17 protein-coding genes are annotated in these 18,343 nt (G+C 61.8%); 5 read left to right on the plus strand and 12 right to left on the minus strand.

The annotated features are described in order from the left end of the window. On the plus strand, positions 1–202 hold a 202-nt coding region (locus WG900_RS10675; protein ID WP_339966990.1), incomplete at its 5' end, for an aminotransferase class I/II-fold pyridoxal phosphate-dependent enzyme. 70 nt (positions 203–272) lie between these two features. Here WG900_RS10675 and WG900_RS10680 read toward each other — a convergent pair. From WG900_RS10680 to WG900_RS10690, 3 genes are all read right to left on the minus strand, one after another. Then, positions 273–1,592: a sensor histidine kinase gene (locus WG900_RS10680; protein ID WP_339966992.1), complete on the minus strand. Its 1,320-nt coding sequence runs from the start codon at positions 1,590–1,592 to the stop codon at positions 273–275. Beyond that, positions 1,592–2,248: a response regulator transcription factor gene (locus tag WG900_RS10685; RefSeq protein ID WP_339966994.1), complete on the minus strand. Its 657-nt coding sequence runs from the start codon at positions 2,246–2,248 to the stop codon at positions 1,592–1,594. The genes WG900_RS10680 and WG900_RS10685 overlap by 1 nt, the downstream gene beginning before the upstream one ends. Positions 2,249–2,543: 295 nt before the next feature. Beyond that, positions 2,544–3,161: an IS6 family transposase gene (locus WG900_RS10690; protein WP_339966996.1), complete on the minus strand. Its 618-nt coding sequence runs from the start codon at positions 3,159–3,161 to the stop codon at positions 2,544–2,546. 428 nt (positions 3,162–3,589) lie between these two features. Between WG900_RS10690 and WG900_RS10695 the strand changes: the two genes are divergently transcribed. Both WG900_RS10695 and WG900_RS10700 read left to right on the plus strand, forming a co-directional pair. Then, positions 3,590–4,858, plus strand: coding sequence for a cytochrome P450 (locus WG900_RS10695; RefSeq protein WP_339966998.1), 1,269 nt, complete (start codon positions 3,590–3,592; stop codon positions 4,856–4,858). A gap of 29 nt (positions 4,859–4,887) precedes the next feature. Next, on the plus strand, positions 4,888–5,211 hold the full coding sequence (locus WG900_RS10700; RefSeq protein WP_339967001.1) for a 2Fe-2S iron-sulfur cluster-binding protein: 324 nt from the start codon (positions 4,888–4,890) through the stop codon (positions 5,209–5,211). 53 nt (positions 5,212–5,264) lie between these two features. Here WG900_RS10700 and WG900_RS10705 read toward each other — a convergent pair whose 3' ends face one another. From WG900_RS10705 to WG900_RS10740, 8 genes are all read right to left on the minus strand, one after another. Then, positions 5,265–5,729: a VOC family protein gene (locus WG900_RS10705; RefSeq protein ID WP_339967003.1), complete on the minus strand. Its 465-nt coding sequence runs from the start codon at positions 5,727–5,729 to the stop codon at positions 5,265–5,267. A 37-nt stretch (positions 5,730–5,766) separates the two neighbouring features. Continuing rightward, on the minus strand, positions 5,767–7,293 hold the full coding sequence (locus WG900_RS10710) for a hypothetical protein (protein ID WP_339967005.1): 1,527 nt from the start codon (positions 7,291–7,293) through the stop codon (positions 5,767–5,769). A 34-nt stretch (positions 7,294–7,327) separates the two neighbouring features. After that, the gene (locus WG900_RS10715; protein WP_339967007.1) at positions 7,328–8,371 is read right to left on the minus strand and encodes a TolB-like translocation protein; all 1,044 of its coding nucleotides are present in this window, start codon (positions 8,369–8,371) and stop codon (positions 7,328–7,330) included. Positions 8,372–8,382: 11 nt separating this feature from the next. Further along, positions 8,383–9,198: an SDR family NAD(P)-dependent oxidoreductase gene (locus WG900_RS10720; protein WP_339967009.1), complete on the minus strand. Its 816-nt coding sequence runs from the start codon at positions 9,196–9,198 to the stop codon at positions 8,383–8,385. A 115-nt stretch (positions 9,199–9,313) separates the two neighbouring features. After that, positions 9,314–11,845, minus strand: coding sequence for a TonB-dependent receptor (locus tag WG900_RS10725; protein ID WP_339967010.1), 2,532 nt, complete (start codon positions 11,843–11,845; stop codon positions 9,314–9,316). A gap of 136 nt (positions 11,846–11,981) precedes the next feature. After that, positions 11,982–12,782, minus strand: coding sequence for an SDR family NAD(P)-dependent oxidoreductase (locus WG900_RS10730; RefSeq protein WP_339967011.1), 801 nt, complete (start codon positions 12,780–12,782; stop codon positions 11,982–11,984). Continuing rightward, positions 12,779–14,068 carry a cytochrome P450 gene (locus tag WG900_RS10735; protein WP_339967013.1) on the minus strand — a complete coding sequence of 430 codons (1,290 nt, stop codon included), beginning with the start codon at positions 14,066–14,068 and terminating at the stop codon, positions 12,779–12,781. Before WG900_RS10735 ends, WG900_RS10730 begins: the two co-directional genes overlap by 4 nt. 140 nt (positions 14,069–14,208) lie before the next feature. Then, positions 14,209–14,736 carry a TetR/AcrR family transcriptional regulator gene (locus tag WG900_RS10740; protein WP_339967015.1) on the minus strand — a complete coding sequence of 176 codons (528 nt, stop codon included), beginning with the start codon at positions 14,734–14,736 and terminating at the stop codon, positions 14,209–14,211. A gap of 202 nt (positions 14,737–14,938) precedes the next feature. On the opposite strand from WG900_RS10740, the gene WG900_RS10745 reads away from it, so the two are divergent. Next, the gene (locus WG900_RS10745; RefSeq protein ID WP_339967016.1) at positions 14,939–15,928 is read left to right on the plus strand and encodes a YncE family protein; all 990 of its coding nucleotides are present in this window, start codon (positions 14,939–14,941) and stop codon (positions 15,926–15,928) included. Here WG900_RS10745 and WG900_RS10750 read toward each other — a convergent pair whose 3' ends face one another. Next, positions 15,929–16,873, minus strand: a complete 945-nt coding sequence (locus WG900_RS10750; RefSeq protein WP_339967018.1) for an SDR family oxidoreductase — start codon at positions 16,871–16,873, stop codon at positions 15,929–15,931. A 98-nt stretch (positions 16,874–16,971) separates the two neighbouring features. Here WG900_RS10750 and WG900_RS10755 point away from each other — a divergent pair, with 98 nt between their 5' ends. Then, positions 16,972–18,321 (plus strand): phenylacetate--CoA ligase family protein, encoded by a 1,350-nt coding sequence (locus WG900_RS10755; RefSeq protein WP_339967019.1) that lies wholly within the window; start codon positions 16,972–16,974, stop codon positions 18,319–18,321. Positions 18,322–18,343: the final 22 nt, after the last annotated feature.

Below are 18,343 nucleotides of genomic sequence, written 5' to 3' on the forward strand. Positions count from 1 at the left end.
ACAGCGCGCCAAGCAGATCAGCGACATCCTGCTCGCCGAATACGGCGTCTATGTGCAGCCGATCAACTTCCCCACCGTGCCGCGCGGAACAGAGCGCCTGCGCTTCACGCCCGGGCCTTCGCACACAACCGCGATGATGGAAGAGCTGACCAGCGTACTGGTTGAGATCTGGGAACGGCTGGACCTTCGCAAAGCCGCGTGACCACGGGCGCGGGGTCGCTCGGTCTGAGGATGACCTAGGGCCAGCCTTCGCCATTTCTTTGAGGTCGGATCTATGGGGCCAGCATCAGCTGAACGCAGAAGTAGCCCTCTGGTCCGCACCCCAACACGATGTCGCCGCCATAGTCTCGCATGATGGATCGGGAGATGGCAAGGCCAAGCCCGGAACCACCACGGGCATCCTGTGCCGCCTCACCAATCTCGAACACCAGATCGGCGCGGCCTGGAGCAATACCCGGCCCGTCGTCACAGACCATGATGCGGTTGCCACTAGCAACTATCTTGACCTCTGACCTTGACCATTTGCCCGCATTGTCGAGCAGGTTTTCCAGGACCTCGCTCAAGTCGTCCTCATCCATCGCCACGGCAAAGTCATCCGGGACCTGAACCGTGAAACGCTTTGCGGGATAGCAGCGGCGCATCGCCTCGAGCAGAGGCAAGAGAATCTCCCGCAGGCTGATCCGCGCCGCAACCCCCATCCGCGTGCCGCCCGATCGCACGCGGGCCAGATGGTAATCGATTTGGCGTTGCATCCGTTCGCTTTGCTGAAGCAAGGTATCTGCGGCCGTGGGCCTTGGTCCCTCTTGCATCTGCTCTGCCTCGTCCGTGATGATCGCAAGTGGGGTGCGCAGCGAATGGGCGAGCGCGCTTGCCTGCACCCGGCCGCGCGCCACGATCTCGGTATTGCGCGTGACATAGGCGTTGAGATCGGCAACCAGCTGCTGAAGCTCGTCGGGAAATTGACCCTCGATGCCGGAAGAAGACCCCTCGCGCAGCCGCTCGATCGCTGCGGAAAGCCTACCGAAAGGCCGAAATCCCAAGGTGACCATTGCGAGCCCGCAAATGACGAGAGCTAAGGCCAGAAGCGTCAGCAAGATCGTCAGCTCGCGGGTGAAAGTGCTGACGATCCGCTCGAGATGGCGTTCGTCAGTAGCGATGACGAAATGCAGCGGCGGACCATTTCCGACCTCTCGAACGAAGCCATAGACAATAGTTTGCCCTGTCGGTCCGCCGTCCAATCGGTGATCGATCGTTGGCGATCGGGCGATTTTGAAATCCAGCTCTCCGCGGGTCATTGAGGGAGACTTGATCGTGCCGTAACCGGGGCGCGTCACTTGCCAATAAAAGCCCGAAAGCGGCACCTCATAGCGAGGATCGGATAGTGGGCGGCTGAGTTGAGGCCGGCCTTGACTGTCCAGCACAGTGAGCCTGCCCAGTTCGAGGACGTGGACTTCCAGCTCGTCGTGATACTGCAATTCCACGTGCTGGGTGAACACGCGGACCGAGCTGTACCAGATCGCCCCAATACCCAATGTCACCCAAAGCAGAGTGGTAAGGAGGAAGCGTCCGCGCATGGATGTAAAGAGCGTCATCACACGACCAGCCGATAGCCTAATCCGCGAATTGTGCGGATGCGGTCGCGTCCGATCTTGCGCCGCAATCGGCTCACATGCGCCTCCACCGCATTGCGATCCCGCTCTGCCTCCAGGGCATAGAGCTGATCGAGGATCTCATTCTGCCCGATGATGTGGCCGGGGCGGCGCAGAAAGAGATGGAGCAGCGCGAATTCCAGGCGGCTGAGGTCGAGCGCCACATCGCCCAGCATGACAGAACGTGCAATTGGATGGAGCGCCAGATCGCCCGATCTCAGCACCATATCCGCGTCGCCCCGGCCCCGTCGGGTCAGCGCATGCAACCGCGCGAGCAGCTCCTCGAAGCGGACGGGTTTGACGACGAAATCATCCGCGCCGCTGTTCAATCCCTCCACCTTGTCGCGCCAGTTGCCGCGCGCGGTAAGTATCAGGATGGGAACGTTTTCGCCCTTGGTGCGCCAATGACGGAGCAGATCCAGGCCATCGCCATCTGGCAGTCCGAGATCGAGAATGATCGCCGCAGTGAGCTTCAGGTCCGGCCAATTGGACGCAGCGGAGGCGGATTTCACCCAGTCGACCGCGTGACCCGCCCTTTCGAGCCGTTCCGACAGACGGGGCCCGAGTTCGGGATCGTCTTCAACCAGCAATATGCGCATCGGCCGCGCCTCCCGATCGAGTCAGCTACGCCACATTCGCATCGCCGACTAATTGGTCCCTGACAGATTGTCAGACCGCCGTCAGCTTGAATAGCGGAATGGGTGCAATGGAACGTAAATTGATTGCCGCTTGACCAGTTCCGGGATGCTCAATTCGCAGGATACGGTTCCTTTTGCCAATGTCGGGACGACCCTCAATCGGGGAAATCTCGCGGGAGTTAGCGCCGTCTCGGGTGCTGTCAGTCGGACCGCAACCAGCCTCCGACAGGCGGAGCGACCCCCAGGTTGCGCAGCTTCAGGCCACAAGTGATTGCCACTTGGCCAATGCGGCCGAGCGACGTTCGGGGTAGGTTTGTCGATCAACGAGGTGGCGAAGGTGTGAGTTCTCAACCCGATTGTTAAGGTGCCGGCCCATCTCGCGCCGCTCCAGATTGCCCAGTTCACGCATCGCCGCAGGGTACGATCGGAGGCCGTCTGTGACGATGGCTTCGGGCTGGCCGTGGCGCTTCAGCGCTTTCTTCATGAATCGCAAAGCCGCGGATTTGTCCCGCTTTTTCGTGACAAAACTTTCGAGAACCTCGCCTTCGTGATCGACTGCGCGCCACAGGTAGTGCGTCTCGCCGTTGATCTTCACGTACACCTCATCAAGAGGCCACTTCCAATGGCGGAAGCCGCGCATCCGGCTTACTCGCTGCCGACGAATATCCGCGGCGAACATCGGTCCGAAGCGATTCCACCAGTGCCGCACGGTTTCGTGGCAAAGGTCAATTCCGCGCTCGAAGAGCAAGTCCTCCACGTTCCGCAGCGACAGCGGGAACCGCACATACATCAGGACCACCAAGCGGATCACTTCGGGCGAGGAGTGGAAATACCGGAAGGGACTATACGGCTTCGCTTTGGATTTGCGGCTCATTCCAGACCCGCTAGCACTCGTCCGTCCGCCCTACCAATCCGTCTGACAGAACCCGCGGAGACCCTGTTCACAGAGACTGGTGCGGGGGTCGCTGGCGGAGCGGGAGGGATTCGAACCAACAAGAAATGCAATTGTAATCGTTAGACAATTAAATTGCACAATGCGCCGACCCTAATATCAGCCCTAATCCATTCGCGCGATGATAGCTATTGAGCGACCGGCTGTTGCGAGCGCAGCCATTGCGCAACGAGCGAGGCAGACCACAGCCGGATCGTCCATCTTTCGCGAAGTTCTGAGTAAGCACCACTCGAGCCATTTCTCACTTTACCTTCAGAGCAGTTGATCTGCATCAATGGCTGATATATGCGATATTGTATCGCATATATTGCAGGTGGAGAATCATCCGCCGCACCAGACCGGAGGGATGCATGACCGACCTAGCGACTGCCGATGTCTTCACCGACAATGCCGTGGCGCAAAAGCCATTCGACTATTTCGAGGACCTGCGCGCGCGCGGGCCGATCACTCCGCTGGGCCTGCACAATGTCATCGGCGTGACCGGCTATGATGAAGGCGTGGCGATCTACAAGGATGACGTTCACTTCTCGGCGATCAATACCGTGACTGGCCCCTACCTGCCGATGGACTACGATCCCTCCAAGCCAATCGACGATCAGATCGACGCCTGCCGCAATGCCAACGCCTATCTTGGCACGATCATGACGCAAGATGAGGTTGAGCACGCCCGCGCCAAGACGATCCTCAACGGCATCATCACCCCTGCCCGGCTCAAGGCGAATGAGCAGTATATGTACGGCCTTGCCGACCAGATTATCGATGAATTCATCGACAAGGGCACGTTCAATGTCGTCACCGATTTCGGCGCGCCCTTCGCGCAATTGACCGTTGCCGACCTGATGGGCGTGCCCAAGGAAGACAACGAGATGGTGCGCTCGCTGTCGGCTGACCCCAGCCAGCTGCCCGGCAGCCTTGGCGGCACGTTCGACATGACGACCAACCCGCTGGCGCGAATGGGCATGGCTTTTTACCAGTACATCGCCGAGCGCCGCGCCGCGCCACGTGACGACATCCTGACCCGCATGGCCGAGCAGCGCTATGACGACGGCACCCTGCCCACGGTCGAGGAAGTCGTCGGCCTTGCCACCTTCCTGTTCGGTGCCGGTCAGGATACCACCGTCCAGCTCTTCGCATCTATGCTGCGGCAGCTGTCGGACGATCCCGACCTTGCCGACCGGCTGCGGGCGGATCCGGCCAGGATCGCCGATTTCGTCGATGAGACGCTGCGTTTGTTCGGCACCTCCAAGAGCACGTTTCGCTATGTCCGTCGTCCGGTGACAGTGGGCGACTTCACATTTGAGCCCGGCCAGCACGTAATGCTGAACACTCTGGCGATGAACCGCGACCCGCGCCGCTTCGACGATCCGGCCAAGTTCGATATCGACCGCAAGAACGGCCGCACTCACGTTGCCTTCGGGCGCGGACTGCATGCTTGCGCCGGCGCACCTTTGGCCCGCGCCGAAGGCCGGGTGGCTGTGGAGCGGATGCTCGCCCGGATGAAGAACATCCGCATCAGCGATGCAAAACACGGCCCGCGCGGCGCGCGCCAGTTCACCTACCTGCCCAACTATTCGCTGTTCGGCGTGACCGAACAATGGATGGAATTCGACCCGGCCTGACCGGTTCCAGCGATATAAAGGATACCGCGATGGTGAAGATTACTTTCGTCGAAAACGATGGCACACGCACCGAGGTTGAGGCCGAGGAAGGCCTGTCGCTGATGAAAGCCGCAACCTATGGCGGGGTTGCGGGCATCTCTGCAGACTGCGGCGGCAACTGCGCTTGCGGCACCTGCCGGGTCTATGTTCCCGAGGCCTGGCGGCACGTGTTCGGCGAACCGAAGGATAGCGAGGCGGAGATGATCGAATTCTCCCAGGACACGACCGACGGTGTGCGCCTTTCATGCCAGACCCGCGTCACGCCAGAGATGGACGGCATGGAGCTCGGCCTGCCCGACAGCCAGCATTACTGACAGCCGGGGACAAGAGCAGCGCCCGGGCTCCTGACCCGGGTGCCGCAATCCTGTCACTTCTTGGCAGGGCTCATCTGTAGAACTTCGATCTCATTGCCGTCGGGATCGTAAAAGTGGCTGGAACGTCCGATTTCCGAGCCCATCTTCTGCTCGAACTTCGTGTTTTTGAGCTTTCCACCATTGGCGGCAACCCTGGTGAGCGTGTCGTTAAGATCGTCGACCTGGATAATGAAACTGCCGTTCATGGTCTTTTCTACGGGGCTCTGGATCAGAATGATCCCCGGTGACTGGCTGCCCGGGAAGACCATGATACGCACGCCTTCGCCAAGCTTCTGCACAGTTCTCATGCCGAAGACCTTCGCATAAAAGGCCTCACCCCGCGCGATGTCGGCCACGAAAAAACGCAGCATGATGATCCGTGGAGGTGTAGCAGCGGCGGGCGCAGTTGCCGGCTGCGCGGTGACGGGACTTGCGGCCAGCAGGCCAAGTCCTGCGGCTGCCGCGATCAACGACTTCATTGCGTGAGTACTCCCCGTTGCACCGTGCCGCACAGCATTAGCGGCAGGCAGAATTGTTGGCCGACGGCACCGAAACGAAAGTCACCGACTGGGCCGGCAAGGCCATCCGGCCAGCCACCTTCACGCCATCAAGGCCCAAGACCTTGCCGTCCGCAGCGATCGACGGGACCACACCGTTGACCTGAGCCGCGCGCGTATCAATCGGCGCACCCGTCATCACCCAGGCCTGTCCCGGCTTGTCCAGCGGCAGCTCCGCCGCATCGCCGGTGTTGACGGCCACCAGGCCAACTCCGCCCTTGCGCGCCGGCAGGCAGTGGGCAAACAGGCGGACCTTGCCGGCGATTGCGGGAGGCGCCGCCAGAACGGTTGCGCCCATAGTCCGCTTCCACAGCACGGCCGCCCAGAAATTGGGACGCGGCGTCAGGGTATCCTGATCGATCAGCCCATAGTCCGATGCCGCCAGCGTATTGTGCGCGATCACCGCCACGTTTTTGCGCGCCAGCACACCCATCTGGTTCACGTAGCGGAAGGTATCGAGGAACGTCGACGCCCACGGACTGCCGCCGCATGCCGCCTGTGCGGTTTCATTCAGCCACAGGGGCTTGCCCGGCGCATAGCGATCACGCAGCGCGCCATAGAACGCCTCGTCCAGCAGGGTGCGGTCAAGCCAGTCATCCGTCAGCGCCTGATCCTTCAGACTTGGCGCCGATCCGCAGCGCTGCGAAACATTGCCGTAGAAGTGGTAGGAGACGATATCGAGGCTGCCGGGATTTGCCTTCAGCAGATCCTCAGATTGCAGGAAGCCCATCGCATCGCTTTGCGCGCTATGCTTCATCATTGAACCTTCCGCCGTGCCCCCAGCCCCGGCCAGTTTCATCTTCGGAGCGGCCTTGCCTGCCCACTCGCGGAAGATCCGAAAGTCGCGCGTGAAGTCGTCGACCTTGTAGCCCTTGGGGAACGCACCGTGCGGGGGGATCGTCGGTTCGTTGAACAGCTCGGCGCTGTGGATTTCGCCGCCAGCCTGCCGGGTCAGGTCGACCAGCCGCTGCGCCTGCGACGGGTTCCAGCTTCCATCGGCATTGCGCGCGCCGGGGCTGGCGGGAAAGCTGGTAACGATCTTCCCATCGACAGCGCGGGCGAACTTGACCAGGCCGGTCCACTGATCGCGCTTGAGGATCTGGTTGAACCCGGGCGGCGGCGCGGAAACCGTCTCGCCCTCAGCCGGCAGGTATGTGCTGTTGGCCCATGTGCCGGAGATGCGGATATAGGCGGGACCGAGCAACCGAGCCATCGCCACCAACCGCGGATCGCTGAGGTCAGTCGGCGGGCGCATCCGGTACATCTCGTCCTTGGCGCCGCCATAGGCCGCCCAGAAGCGCCCGCCGGTGATCTCGACCATTTCGACGTTGTACGACTGGAACCGTTCATCGACCTGCGCCACCTTGGGCAACGACGAAAGGACCGACGCTTGCCGAGCAGGCGTCGTCGCGCAGCCGTTCAAGGCGCACAAGGCCAATGCCGAAGCAGAGATGCCCAGCAAGCGAAGCGAGGAATAGTCAATCACGGTGTCTCTCCAAATGCCGCCCCCGGTTAACTGGTCAGCGCAGTTTGTACCTGTAGATACCATAGCCCTCGCCGATCTCGCCCGAGGCGCTGTCCGATCGTTGGAACACCAGCCACTTGCCGTCCGGAGTTACTACCGGATTGCTGATGTCGCTGGTTGAACCCGGCGTGCGGCCGCCCAACAGCAAGGACATCTTGCCATTTTCGCGCAGTTCCAGCTTGCAGATATCAAGTTCCGGCAACCCCGGCTTGTCCTGCGCACCGCATTCTACCGCAGCCCAAGAGCCATCAGGAGAAACCCCCTCGACCTCATCGTATTCGCCGCGCTTGCTGTAGTAGATGACCTTGCTGCCATCGTTCAGCCTGTGCCCCATCACGGACACATGAACCCCGCCAGGCGGGTTCATCGCCATGCAGGAGTAGACCAGTTCGCTGTCACCATCGCGGAAATCCTGCGGCTCGATGAAGCTGCATTCGCTCGGCAGTGTTGCCATGATCTCGCGCTTATTGACGATGACGGGTTTGCCGGCGCTGAAGGCGATTTCGGCGACATAGCGCTTTGTCGGGCGAACGAAGGCGAGCTGCCAGTTTTCCTTAGGCTTTAGTTCGGGATCGATCACCGTCCAGGCAATCAGGTTCTGCCGCCGTGAAACCGCCACGCCTTCAAATACCTGCTCGCCCAATGGCTCCAGCCCCCGGGACAGATCCTTGCGCAGCAGCCACATCTCAAGGTGAGCGCGCGTATCGCGGCCAGAGTTGATGCGCGGCGCGGTCACAAGGAAATCGCCGGATGGCAGGTACTGGATCCGCATGATGCCCTGATGGGCAAAGCCGCTGGTCAGATTGCGCATGCGCCGGGTTGCGATATCGACTTCGAAGGCATCGCCATAGGATTTCCCGACGAATACGATCTTGCGCCCGTCGGGCGAGACCGAAGCCCTGCCGCCGAATGGCGTAATCATCTCCGCCGAGGCGATTCCCGGAACCGTCACATTGTCCTCGGCCTGCGCTGGGATGCTCGACAGAGCCGAAGCGGCGAGTCCGAAGCTCGCCAGGAAAATTTTGGTGAATCGGGTCATAGACATAATCCTCAGGCAGATTCGCCGGCATCGACGACCAGCGTCGTCCCGGTCATGAACAGCGCCATGTCGCTCGCAGCGAACAGCGCGACGCGGGCGATGTCGTCAGGCACGCCGACCCGGCCGAGTTTCGACTGGAGCATCGAGGGGATGTCTTCGGCAGCCATCTGGGCCGTCTGCGGTGCCGATTGCATCAAGGCGAGGTTGCCTTCAGTGACGATGAAGCTGGGCGCGATGGCCAGCACCCGAATGCGCTGCGGTGCGAGCTCTATCGCCAGCTGGCGGGTGAGGCCGACAACCGCATGCTTGGAACTGACATAGGCCGACAAGGCCGGGGCGATACCCTTGATCCCGGCAAGCGATGCAACATTGATGATCACGCCGCCGCGCTCTGCCATGGCGCGTGACGCGGCCTGAGCACCGAGGAAGGTACCGCGCGCATTGACGGCGAAGACCTGTTCCCAGTCCGCGAGCGTCATGTAACTGATGGGGAGCGCCGGAAAGACGCCGGCATTGTTGACCCAGATGTCGATGGTACCGAACTGCTCGAGGCAGGTTGCAGCGCAATCAGCCACCGACTGTTCGTCCGACACGTCGAGCACGGCGGCGATAACCTTGGCTCCATAACGGGCCGACAGGTCCGCAGCCGCTGCCTGCGCCGCGCCGAGGTTACGATCCCCGATCACGACATTGGCCCCGGCTTCGGCAAAGCGCCGAGCGATGCCTTTACCGAGCCCTTGAGCGCCGCCCGTCACCACCGCGGTTCGACCGGCAAGGGATAGCAGATCCGCCAACGGCGTTTCAGTCGCGTCCTTCAATTCCAGCATCTGTATCGACTTTCACTTCGCGCCGACCGTCTTGGCGCATGGCTCAATTGAACAGGGCGGCGACTTACGAGAAGTCGCCGCCCCGGCCCCTTGGGAGGGAGGCCTCGTTACGTCATCAGCGGGCGCCGAGGGCAAACCGCATGCTGACGCCAAATTCGCGCGGCGGGGTAACCGAAACGCCGCGGTAGTAGCTTGAGTAAGTCTGCGAACCGAACGGCAGCGGGTTGCCCGGCGAAACGCGCAGCAGCGTGGTCGAGCTGTCGAGCGGCGAACCGTCGCCCGATGCCAGCCGCGTCACGTTGCCGACGTTCTTGACGTAGCCACCGACTTCCCACGAACCGTCCGGCGCGCGCAGGCCCGCGTAGAGGTTGAGCAGGCCGTAAGTGCCAACGTCGTCGTAGGCGTTGAACTCATCACCACGGGTGGAACCCTTCCAGGCGAACAGCCCGCGGACATAGCCATCGAGGCCGTCGGTCAGCTTGGCGTTGTATTCCGCCTGCACCGTGCCGCTCCATTCAGGCAGGAAGGTGGCCGAACCCTGCGCGCCGCACTGCGCCAGGTGCTCGGTGCCATAAGCAGCCTGCATCTGGGCGAGGGTCGGCACGGCGGTATCGGGAATGCCGTCCTTGTTGACGTCGGTGCAGGCAATCTTCGCCGACTTGTCGATCACGCTCTTTGACCAGTTCAGCGTGGTGCCGATGCTGAGGCCATCCATCGGATTGAGCGCCAGTTCGGCTTCCACACCGTCAACCTTCACCGGCACCGCGCTGATGAAGTTGAAGCGCGAACGGTTGGCCTGGTTGCTGCTGTTGATGTTGACGTAATAGACGCCCGCGCCGGCAGCCCGGTACGGGTAGTTCTGGAAGTCCTGATGATAATAGGTCGCGTTGAAGCGAACCTTGCGGTCCATCCAGGCCGTTTTGAAGCCGACTTCATAGGACTTCGAAGTTTCCGCACCAAAGGTCGTGTGGATCAGCTCGAGCGGCGAGTAAGCGATCGAGAAGTTGCCGATCGCGCGCACCGGCGGACGCGCCGAGCTGCCCGTGGCGGCATAGACCATGATGTCATCGGTAAACTTGTGGCGTATCGATGCACTGTAGACGGTCTTGTTGATGTCGTAGTTGTTGTTGGTGTTCGGCGTGACCGTGCACGAGCCAGCCGCAAATGTGGCCGGGGTACAGCTGATGTAAAGACCCAGCGCATTGTTCTTGAAATTGATCCGGCGCAGACCGCCCGAGATTTCGGTCGCCTCGCCAATGTGCGCGGTGATGTTGCCGAAGAACGACGATTCCTTGCCGGTACCCGGCGCCAGATAGATCGGCGTCGCGTTGACGATGTTGGCCACCTTGAACAACTGGAGGTTGCCCGAACCCGCGAAGATCGGCGCATAGCCCTCAAGCACGGTCTGCGACGTCAGTTCGGTCGTCGAACCGCCCTTCTGATTGAAGTAGCCGATCACATAATCGAAGATTCCGGCCACGCGCTCGTCGTTCTGCAGGCGGATTTCATGCGTGCGGTCGCTGCTTGAGGTTCTAGTATCCTGCTGCAGCACCAGCGTCGGCCAGATCGCACCCGGGTCCGAATTGGTTGTCGGGTGGAACTGCGTCTGGGTGTCCGATCCGACATAGATCAGCCGCTGCCCGGCAAAGTTGACTTCCGCATTCCACTGCCAGAACTGGAAGTTGGTCTCGACATAGCGGGGCGTGAACATCACGGCCTTGCGGTCCGCGAGGGTGATCGTACCGTAATTACCTGCAGGCGATGTGCCGAGTGAAGGCACGCCGAAGGGCGCGATGTTTGCAGTGATCGACTGCTGGGCGGCCGGCAGGGCAAAGCCGGAGACGACCTGGCTCATTGACTCCACCTGATCGTACTGCAGCGCCTTGAAGCGCATGCCCTGATAGGTCACGCCGGCCTTGAACCAGTCGGTAGGCTCAAAGGCCGCCGAGGCGCGGATGGCTTCAGTCTTGACCTTTGGTAGAGTCGTGTTGTTGACGCTAAACACGCGGTTGCCCTGATTTTCGTCGACCAAACCAGCGACGCGGATGGCGAGCATGTCCTTGATGATCGGCACGCCGACGCCGAACTGGACGTTGCGCGTGTGGCCCGAGCCACCGGTCAGCGAAATCGACGCGCCGGGCTCGCTCATGTTGGGCTTGCGCCAGTCGATATTGATCGCACCCGACGGGGTCGAACGGCCGCGCAGCGTACCCTGAGGGCCACGTTCCACCGAGATCATGCTGATGTCGAAGATCGCCTGCAGCGCAAGGTTGGAGCTGGCCGGAGAGTTGTTGACGTAATACTGGATCGTGCCGTTGTTGCCTGACACGTTGACGTCATGATTGACGCCGCGCATCGACGAGGACGAGCCGATACCGTTCGAGTTCGACACCAGCGACAGACCCGGAACAACCGACGTGATTTCGCGTACGTCGCGGATGTTCAACTTGCCGAGCTGCTCCGAGGTGACCGCGTTGACCACCAGCGGCACGTCCTGCACGCTTTCATCGCGGCGGCGGGCCTGGACGATGATGGTATCGTCGTTGAAACCTTCGTCTTCCGAATTATCGGCCGTCTGGCCAAATGCCGGAGCTGAAATGGCCAGCAGGCTGATCCCCGCCAGCGCCATGGAACGCAAAACTCGCATATTTCCCCTCCCTCGAAATTGCCGGCAGTTGTTGCTCGACAGAATTTTTATGCTGTGTGGTGACGCATAAATCTGCACGACGTTTTATGCAACACAATATTGCATAGGTGGCTGGGCCGGGCAGTTTGGTTATTCCTCAGCCCCGAGGAGACGCTGCGAACGTTGTCAGCGGCGTCGAGAGGCCGCCATCCAGCCGGATCGTCTGTCCGTTGAGAAATGGCGTGCGGATCATCGCCTCGACCAGGCTAGCATATTCGTCGGCATGGCCGAACCGCTTGGGAAAGGCGACATTGGCGGTGAGCGCCGCCTTGATGGAATCAGGTGCGGCGGCGAGACGAGGCGTGAGGATCGGGCCGGGCGCGATCGCATTTGCCCGCACGCCGATCTCCGCAAGATCACGTGCCATAGCTGTCGTCATGCTGACGATCGCGCCCTTGGCCGCCGCATAGGCAACCTGCCGCGCTTGCCCATCATAGGCAGCGGTCGAGGCCGTGTTGACGATCAGGCCGCGCCCGCCATCGCTGTCCGGTTCATTGGCGGCAAAGGCAGCGGCGCACAGGCGAGAGACATTGAACGGCCCCACCAGATGCAGGTCGATCATCTCGCGGAACACATCCATCCCATGCGGCACACCGCTGGCATCAGCCATGGCGGGTGAGTTGATCGCCACCCCGGCGGCATTCACGCAAACGCGAAAGTCGCCAATCCGGCGCGCTTCACCGATCGCGCGGTGGATCGCTTCATTATCGCCATGGCTTCCGGCAACGGCGACGGCCCGCGTGCCAAGGTCGGTCGCAAAAGCGCTTGCCCGGTCGGAATCGGGCTCGAAGATGACCACGCCCATGCCCAGTTCGACGAGCCGGCGCGCAGTCGCGCCGCCGAGCCCGCCCGCCCCGCCGCAGACAAGGGCGGACTGGCCAGTAAACACGCCGCTCACCCTGCGGCCTCCGTCGGTGTGAACCGGACATGCAGATGGGAAAGTCCGCGAATGATGAAGCTGGGTTCGAATTCGAAAGTGCGTTTACCCGGCCGTCCGTGATGCCCTTCATCGATCTCGATAAGCGAAGTCTGCTTGAGCAACTGCTCCAGAATGACGCGCACTTCCACGCGTGCAAGCGGCGCCCCCGCGCAGGTATGCTTGCCGCGGCCAAAGGCGACGTGTTCCTTGATCCTGGGCCGGTCCAGATTGAACGCATCAGGCTCCTGCCAACGACCAGCATCCCGGTTCGCGGCTGAAATGGCGAGCAGTATCCGCGTGCCCGCTTTCACATCGCGGTCACCGATGCGGGTATCGCGGCGGACCAGCCGGGCGGTCTGCTTGGTCGATCCTTCCAGCCGCAGCACTTCCTCGATCATCGCGGGGATCAGCGAGGGATCGGCGCGCAGCTTGTCCTGCAGGCCCGGCACGTCGACGATATAGCGCACCGCATTGCCCAGCAGCTTCGCGCTCGTATCCTGACCTGCGCCGAACATGAAGGTGCCGAGCGAGATCAGGTCCACCATGGTCGGCTTGGTGCCGTCGGAATATTCGGCATGGGCGAGTTCCGAGAGGATATCCTCACGCGGGGCGGCCTGACGCTCCATGATGTAGCGTGCGAAATAGCCCGCCATAGCCAGCATCGGATGATCGGTGCGCGATAGGTCGTTCAGACTGCTGTCGAGATTGCCGGGGGCGGGCGAAGCCTCGATCATCGTCATGAAGGTGTCGCGATCCTCTTCCGGAACGCCGAGCAAGTCGGCGATGACGATGGTGACGAAGGGTGTCGCGATTTCCTTGATCAGGTCACATTGGCCCTGGCTGACTACCCGGCGGATCATCTGCTGCGAATAGGCCGCGATGAATTCCTCGTTCGCCTTGAGCCGCGAGGGCGTGAACAGCCGGTTCATGAATCCCCGCAGCCGGGTATGAGCATCGTCATCAAGGTTCACGACGAGATCGCCGCCGAGAAACTGCGACCGGTGCGCTTCGATCTGATCGGTAATGTCCGGCCCTTGCGGTACGAACGGCAGCGGGGCGGCAGCTCCGGCAAGGCCGATGATCGCCGAGAAATCGCGGTGGTTGTTGAATATCTCCACCGCCTCGTCGAACCCGGTGACGATCAGGTAATCGCGGCCGTCGGGCTGATAGACCGGGCCGTGCTGGGCAACGGCATCGAAAAACGCATAGGGTTCACGGGCAATTTCGGAGTCGGTGAAATAGTCGCGGTCTTCAAGCTTGGTCACTCTGCAATCTCCCGGCGCGCGGGCCGGCCGTGTCCGGAATCATCCGGGCAAGTAAGCTCCGCTACAATACTTATGCGCCAATATGGCGCATAAGTCGGAAGGGTGCAATGTCGTTGTGGAGAGAGAAGGACCCGCCGCGGTCAATCGGGGCTGATGACCGAGGTGACGAGCAGGCGGTAAAGGATCTGTGCCACGGCTTCGACGCTGTAGGCGCCTTCGGGCTGGGCGACCCACCAAGCCAGAGTTTCGGCAATCAGCGTGGCGGCGCAGATCGTGCCGAGCTCTTTCGGTAGCCAGCTGTTTACTTGCGGTTCCTGCGCGGCCACCAGTTGCGACTGGTGCAGCCACTCCTCGCGCATGGCCGAGGCAGCGCCGCCGTTTAGCAGGATCGCCCATAGGGTCCGGTGGTCCGCAACGAATTGGCACAGCGCCCGGAACCCGGCCTCGTAACTGTCAGCCTCGCGGATGGCGAGCGTGAGGTTGTTGAGCTCGCGGATCTGCTCTTTGGCAATATCGTTGAGCAGCGCCTCTTTCGTTTCATAGTGGCGAAAGAAGGTGGCGTAGTGGATGCCGGCCTGATTGCAGATGTCGCGAACGGTAATCTGGTCAAATGCCGTGTTCGGCAACAGTGCCAATAGCGCCTCACGCAGCGCCTGCCCAGACCGCACCGCACGCAGGTCCTTCGACCTTGACGATGACGGCGTCGGACGGTTATGCGACACACTATCGCTTATTCCACGGCGAGGGCGAGCTATTTCGGACATGGGCCTGCTCTGGCGCAGAAACAGGTATGTGTGCAAGCCTGCGCTCACAGTCAGCCCACCAGTGTTTCAGGATGCGAACGGCATCTTAGAGTTTGGGAGATACGGCATGCGCCTGAAGAACCTCGCCTACGGGCTTCTGTTTGCAGCGCTGGTGAGCGGCCCCGCATCTGCAGATGTGCTGATCGTTGGCAACAAGGGCGAAGATACCGTCAGCTTCATCTCCCTGAAATCGGGCAAGCTCTGCGCCCGGGTCAGCACAGGCAAGGCCCCGCACGAAATTGCGATTTCCCCGGATGGCAGGCAAGCCGCTGTCGTCGCTTATGGCGGCACATCAATCGACCTGTTCAATATCCGCGAGCAGCGACTGATTCGCCGCATCGACCTTGCGCCCAATGCCGGGCCGCACGGCATCACCTGGCTTTCGGCCGGCAATATTGCAGTGACCTTCGATCGCAGCAATTCGGTTGCGCTGGTCGATCCTCGTGACGGCAGCTTTGCCTCGGTTGCGACAGGTCAGCGCGGCTCGCACATGCTGGCAGTCTCACCCGATGGACGGCGCGCCTATGTGGCCAATATCCTGTCGGGATCGGTGACCGTCATCGAACTGAATCGCATGGTTAAACTGCGCGATATAGCCACCGGCGGAAATCCCGAGGCCATCGCGATCACCCGCGACGGCAAGGAACTCTGGGTTGGTGACCATTCAGGCCCGCGTGTGCGCGTGATCGATCTGGCCACCGGCACCGTTGCCTCAACGCTGCCCACCGACCCCTTCGCCATTCGCCTCGCCATGACCCCAGACGGCAAGACTGCCGTGGCATCGAACTTCCAGTCAGGCACCCTCACCCTGTTCGATGTCCGGACTCGGCGCCCGTTGCGGACGATCAAGCTGAGCGGATCGGTAAAGGCGATGCAGGTGACGCTCGCCATCAGCAACAATTCGCGCATAGCCTATGTCGCGGAAACCGGCAGCGATCAGATTGCCGAAGTAGACCTGCGCGCCGGCAAAGTGCTGCGCCGCATTCCTACCGGCAAGGGCGGCGATGGTCTTGCGGTGGTTAAGGGCAACTGCATAGTGCCCGATAGCGGGCAATAATCAGCTGAGATACGCGCCGAAGGATACCCCCGCCAGTTCCTCGGAAAGCTGCCACAGCCGCTCACCGGCCTCATCATCGAGTGCGCCGGCTCCGAACGGGCATTCGCCCGTCGCGCCTTTCATCTCCAGAAAGCCGGTAGGTCCATAAAGCCGTCCACTCCCAGCGTGCGGCGACAGGCTGGCGTGCAGGATCGGATCAGCCCCGGCCGCAGCTGAGTGCCCGAGCAGGGGAACGAGCAGGCGGGTCGACAGCAGAGTCATGAAGCTCTTCGGCCCGCCTTCAGCCGCGAACAGGTTCGTTCCGGCGAACCCGGGATGGGCCGCCATGCTGGCCAGCGCCCAGCCCTGTGCCCGGGCGCGCTGGTGCAAGGTGCGGGCGAAAAGCGCCACGGCGAGTTTAGAGCGACAATAGACAACCCCCGGCTGATATTTGCGCTCACTCTGCAAATCATCGAAGTCCATCCGGCCATAGCGATGGGCAATGCTGGTCACGCTCACCACCCTTGCCGAGCCGGACTTCTGCAACAGCGGCAACAATCTCGCTGTCAGCGCGAAGTGGCCGAGGTGGTTAGTGGCGAACTGCGCTTCGAAGCCGTCGGCCGAAACCCGACGCTGGGGCGGCGACATGATCCCGGCATTATTGACCAATAGGTCGATCGAGCCGCCTTGTGCGATCATCCGCCCGGTGAAGTCTTTGACAGAAGCCAGCGCGGCAAGGTCGAGCACTTCGAAGCGCAGGTCAGCGCCCGGGACTGCCGCAGCGATCCCGGCCACGGCCTCATGCCCCTTCTGGACATTGCGACCGGCGATTATCACGCGCGCGCCGAGGTCGGCGAGCTTCGCGGCCACCTCGAAGCCAAGTCCGCCTGTACCGGTGACAACGGCAGTGCGCCCGTCTTGCCGCACATATTGCGTTGTTATCGAGGGCTTTCCGTAGTTCGCCATTCCTGCTCTCCTGCTTGATTAGCGGCACCATTATATATTCCATTGTATAACGTAAATACCTCTCTAAGCTGTCCCCAACGAATCAGGGAGAGAACGCCGTGGGAGAGAACGTTGAGCGCCTGTTGACGCACATGCCGTTGCGAACCGGTTTTGATGTTTCGGCGCTTGATCTGCGCGAGACGCAAATCGCCGCACTGAACGAGCGGTTTCAGTCTGCGGTTGATCGGATCAAGCTGCTGCGCCTGCGCGCTGATGAAGCTGGCATCACAGAAATTCGCAGTCTTGAAGACGTTGTGCCGCTGCTGCTGCCGCACACCGCCTACAAGAGCTATCCCGAGTCCTTCCTGGCCGACAAGCGCTGGGACCGGCTGACCCGCTGGCTGGGGACGGTCTCGGCCTATCCGACCGACACCGTCGATCTCAGCGAAGTTGCCGACATGGACGACTGGGTCAACGCTTGCGGTGATGCTGGCCATTTCGTGTCCTGCTCGAGCGGCACGACCGGCAAGCCAGCAGTGCTTAACGCAAGTCGCGCCGATCTCGATTTTGCCGCCCGTGAAGGCGTGGAGGCGGTCCAGTGGGGTTCGGCCATCCGCGCCGGCGACAAACGTACCGTCGCGAGCTTTGGCGCGACGGCACATTCACCGCGCAATACGGCCACGGGCACGGCGCTGATTGGTGCTTTCGCCGATTTTTCCAAGCTGGCCCCGCCCTCGGACGCTGCGCCGATCACCGTTGGTTCAATCTCTCGCATGATTGCGCTGCGCAAGGCCATGGCCGATGGTTCTGCGCTGCCCGAAGAGATCGCCGAATACGAACGCGAATCCGCCCAGCGCCAGGCCGCGCTGGACAGCGCCTTGGGGCGGGCGACCGACGACATCCTCGCGCGCCGCGGCGACCGCCTGATGATCATGGCCATGTGGGGGCCGCTGTACCAACTGGCCGCCGAAGTGCGCAGCCGGGGCTTTTCCGGCAAGGACTTCAACCCGGAAAACGGCGTTTTCCTTGGCGGCGGGCTGAAGCGCGCGCAGGTGCCGGCCGACTACAAGGAATTCATCTACGAAACCTTCAATCTCTCGCCAACCTATACATACCAGATGTACGGCATGCAGGAGATCCAGACATCGATGCCGCGCTGTCAGGCCGGCGGGCGCTATCACGTGCCGGCATGGCTGGTTTGCCTGCCGCTCGACAAGGAAGGCAGTACGTTGCTGCCAGTTGACCAAGGCGAGGTTCAAGGCCGCGCGGCGTTCTTTGACCTGTCGATGGACGGACGCTGGGGCGGGGTCATTTCGGGCGATCAGATCGAGGTCGATTTCAGCCCCTGCGCCTGCGGAGCCGCCTCGCCGTCGATCCGCGATTCAATCGTCCGCTACGCCGATCTCGAAGGCGACGACAAGATCGGCTGCGCCGGCACGGTTGATGCCTACGTTCGCGGCCTGACCTGAAGACGCCCTGCGAGGAAGCCTG

The organism is Novosphingobium aquae, from assembly GCF_037572715.1.
Lineage (GTDB): Bacteria > Pseudomonadota > Alphaproteobacteria > Sphingomonadales > Sphingomonadaceae > Novosphingobium > Novosphingobium aquae.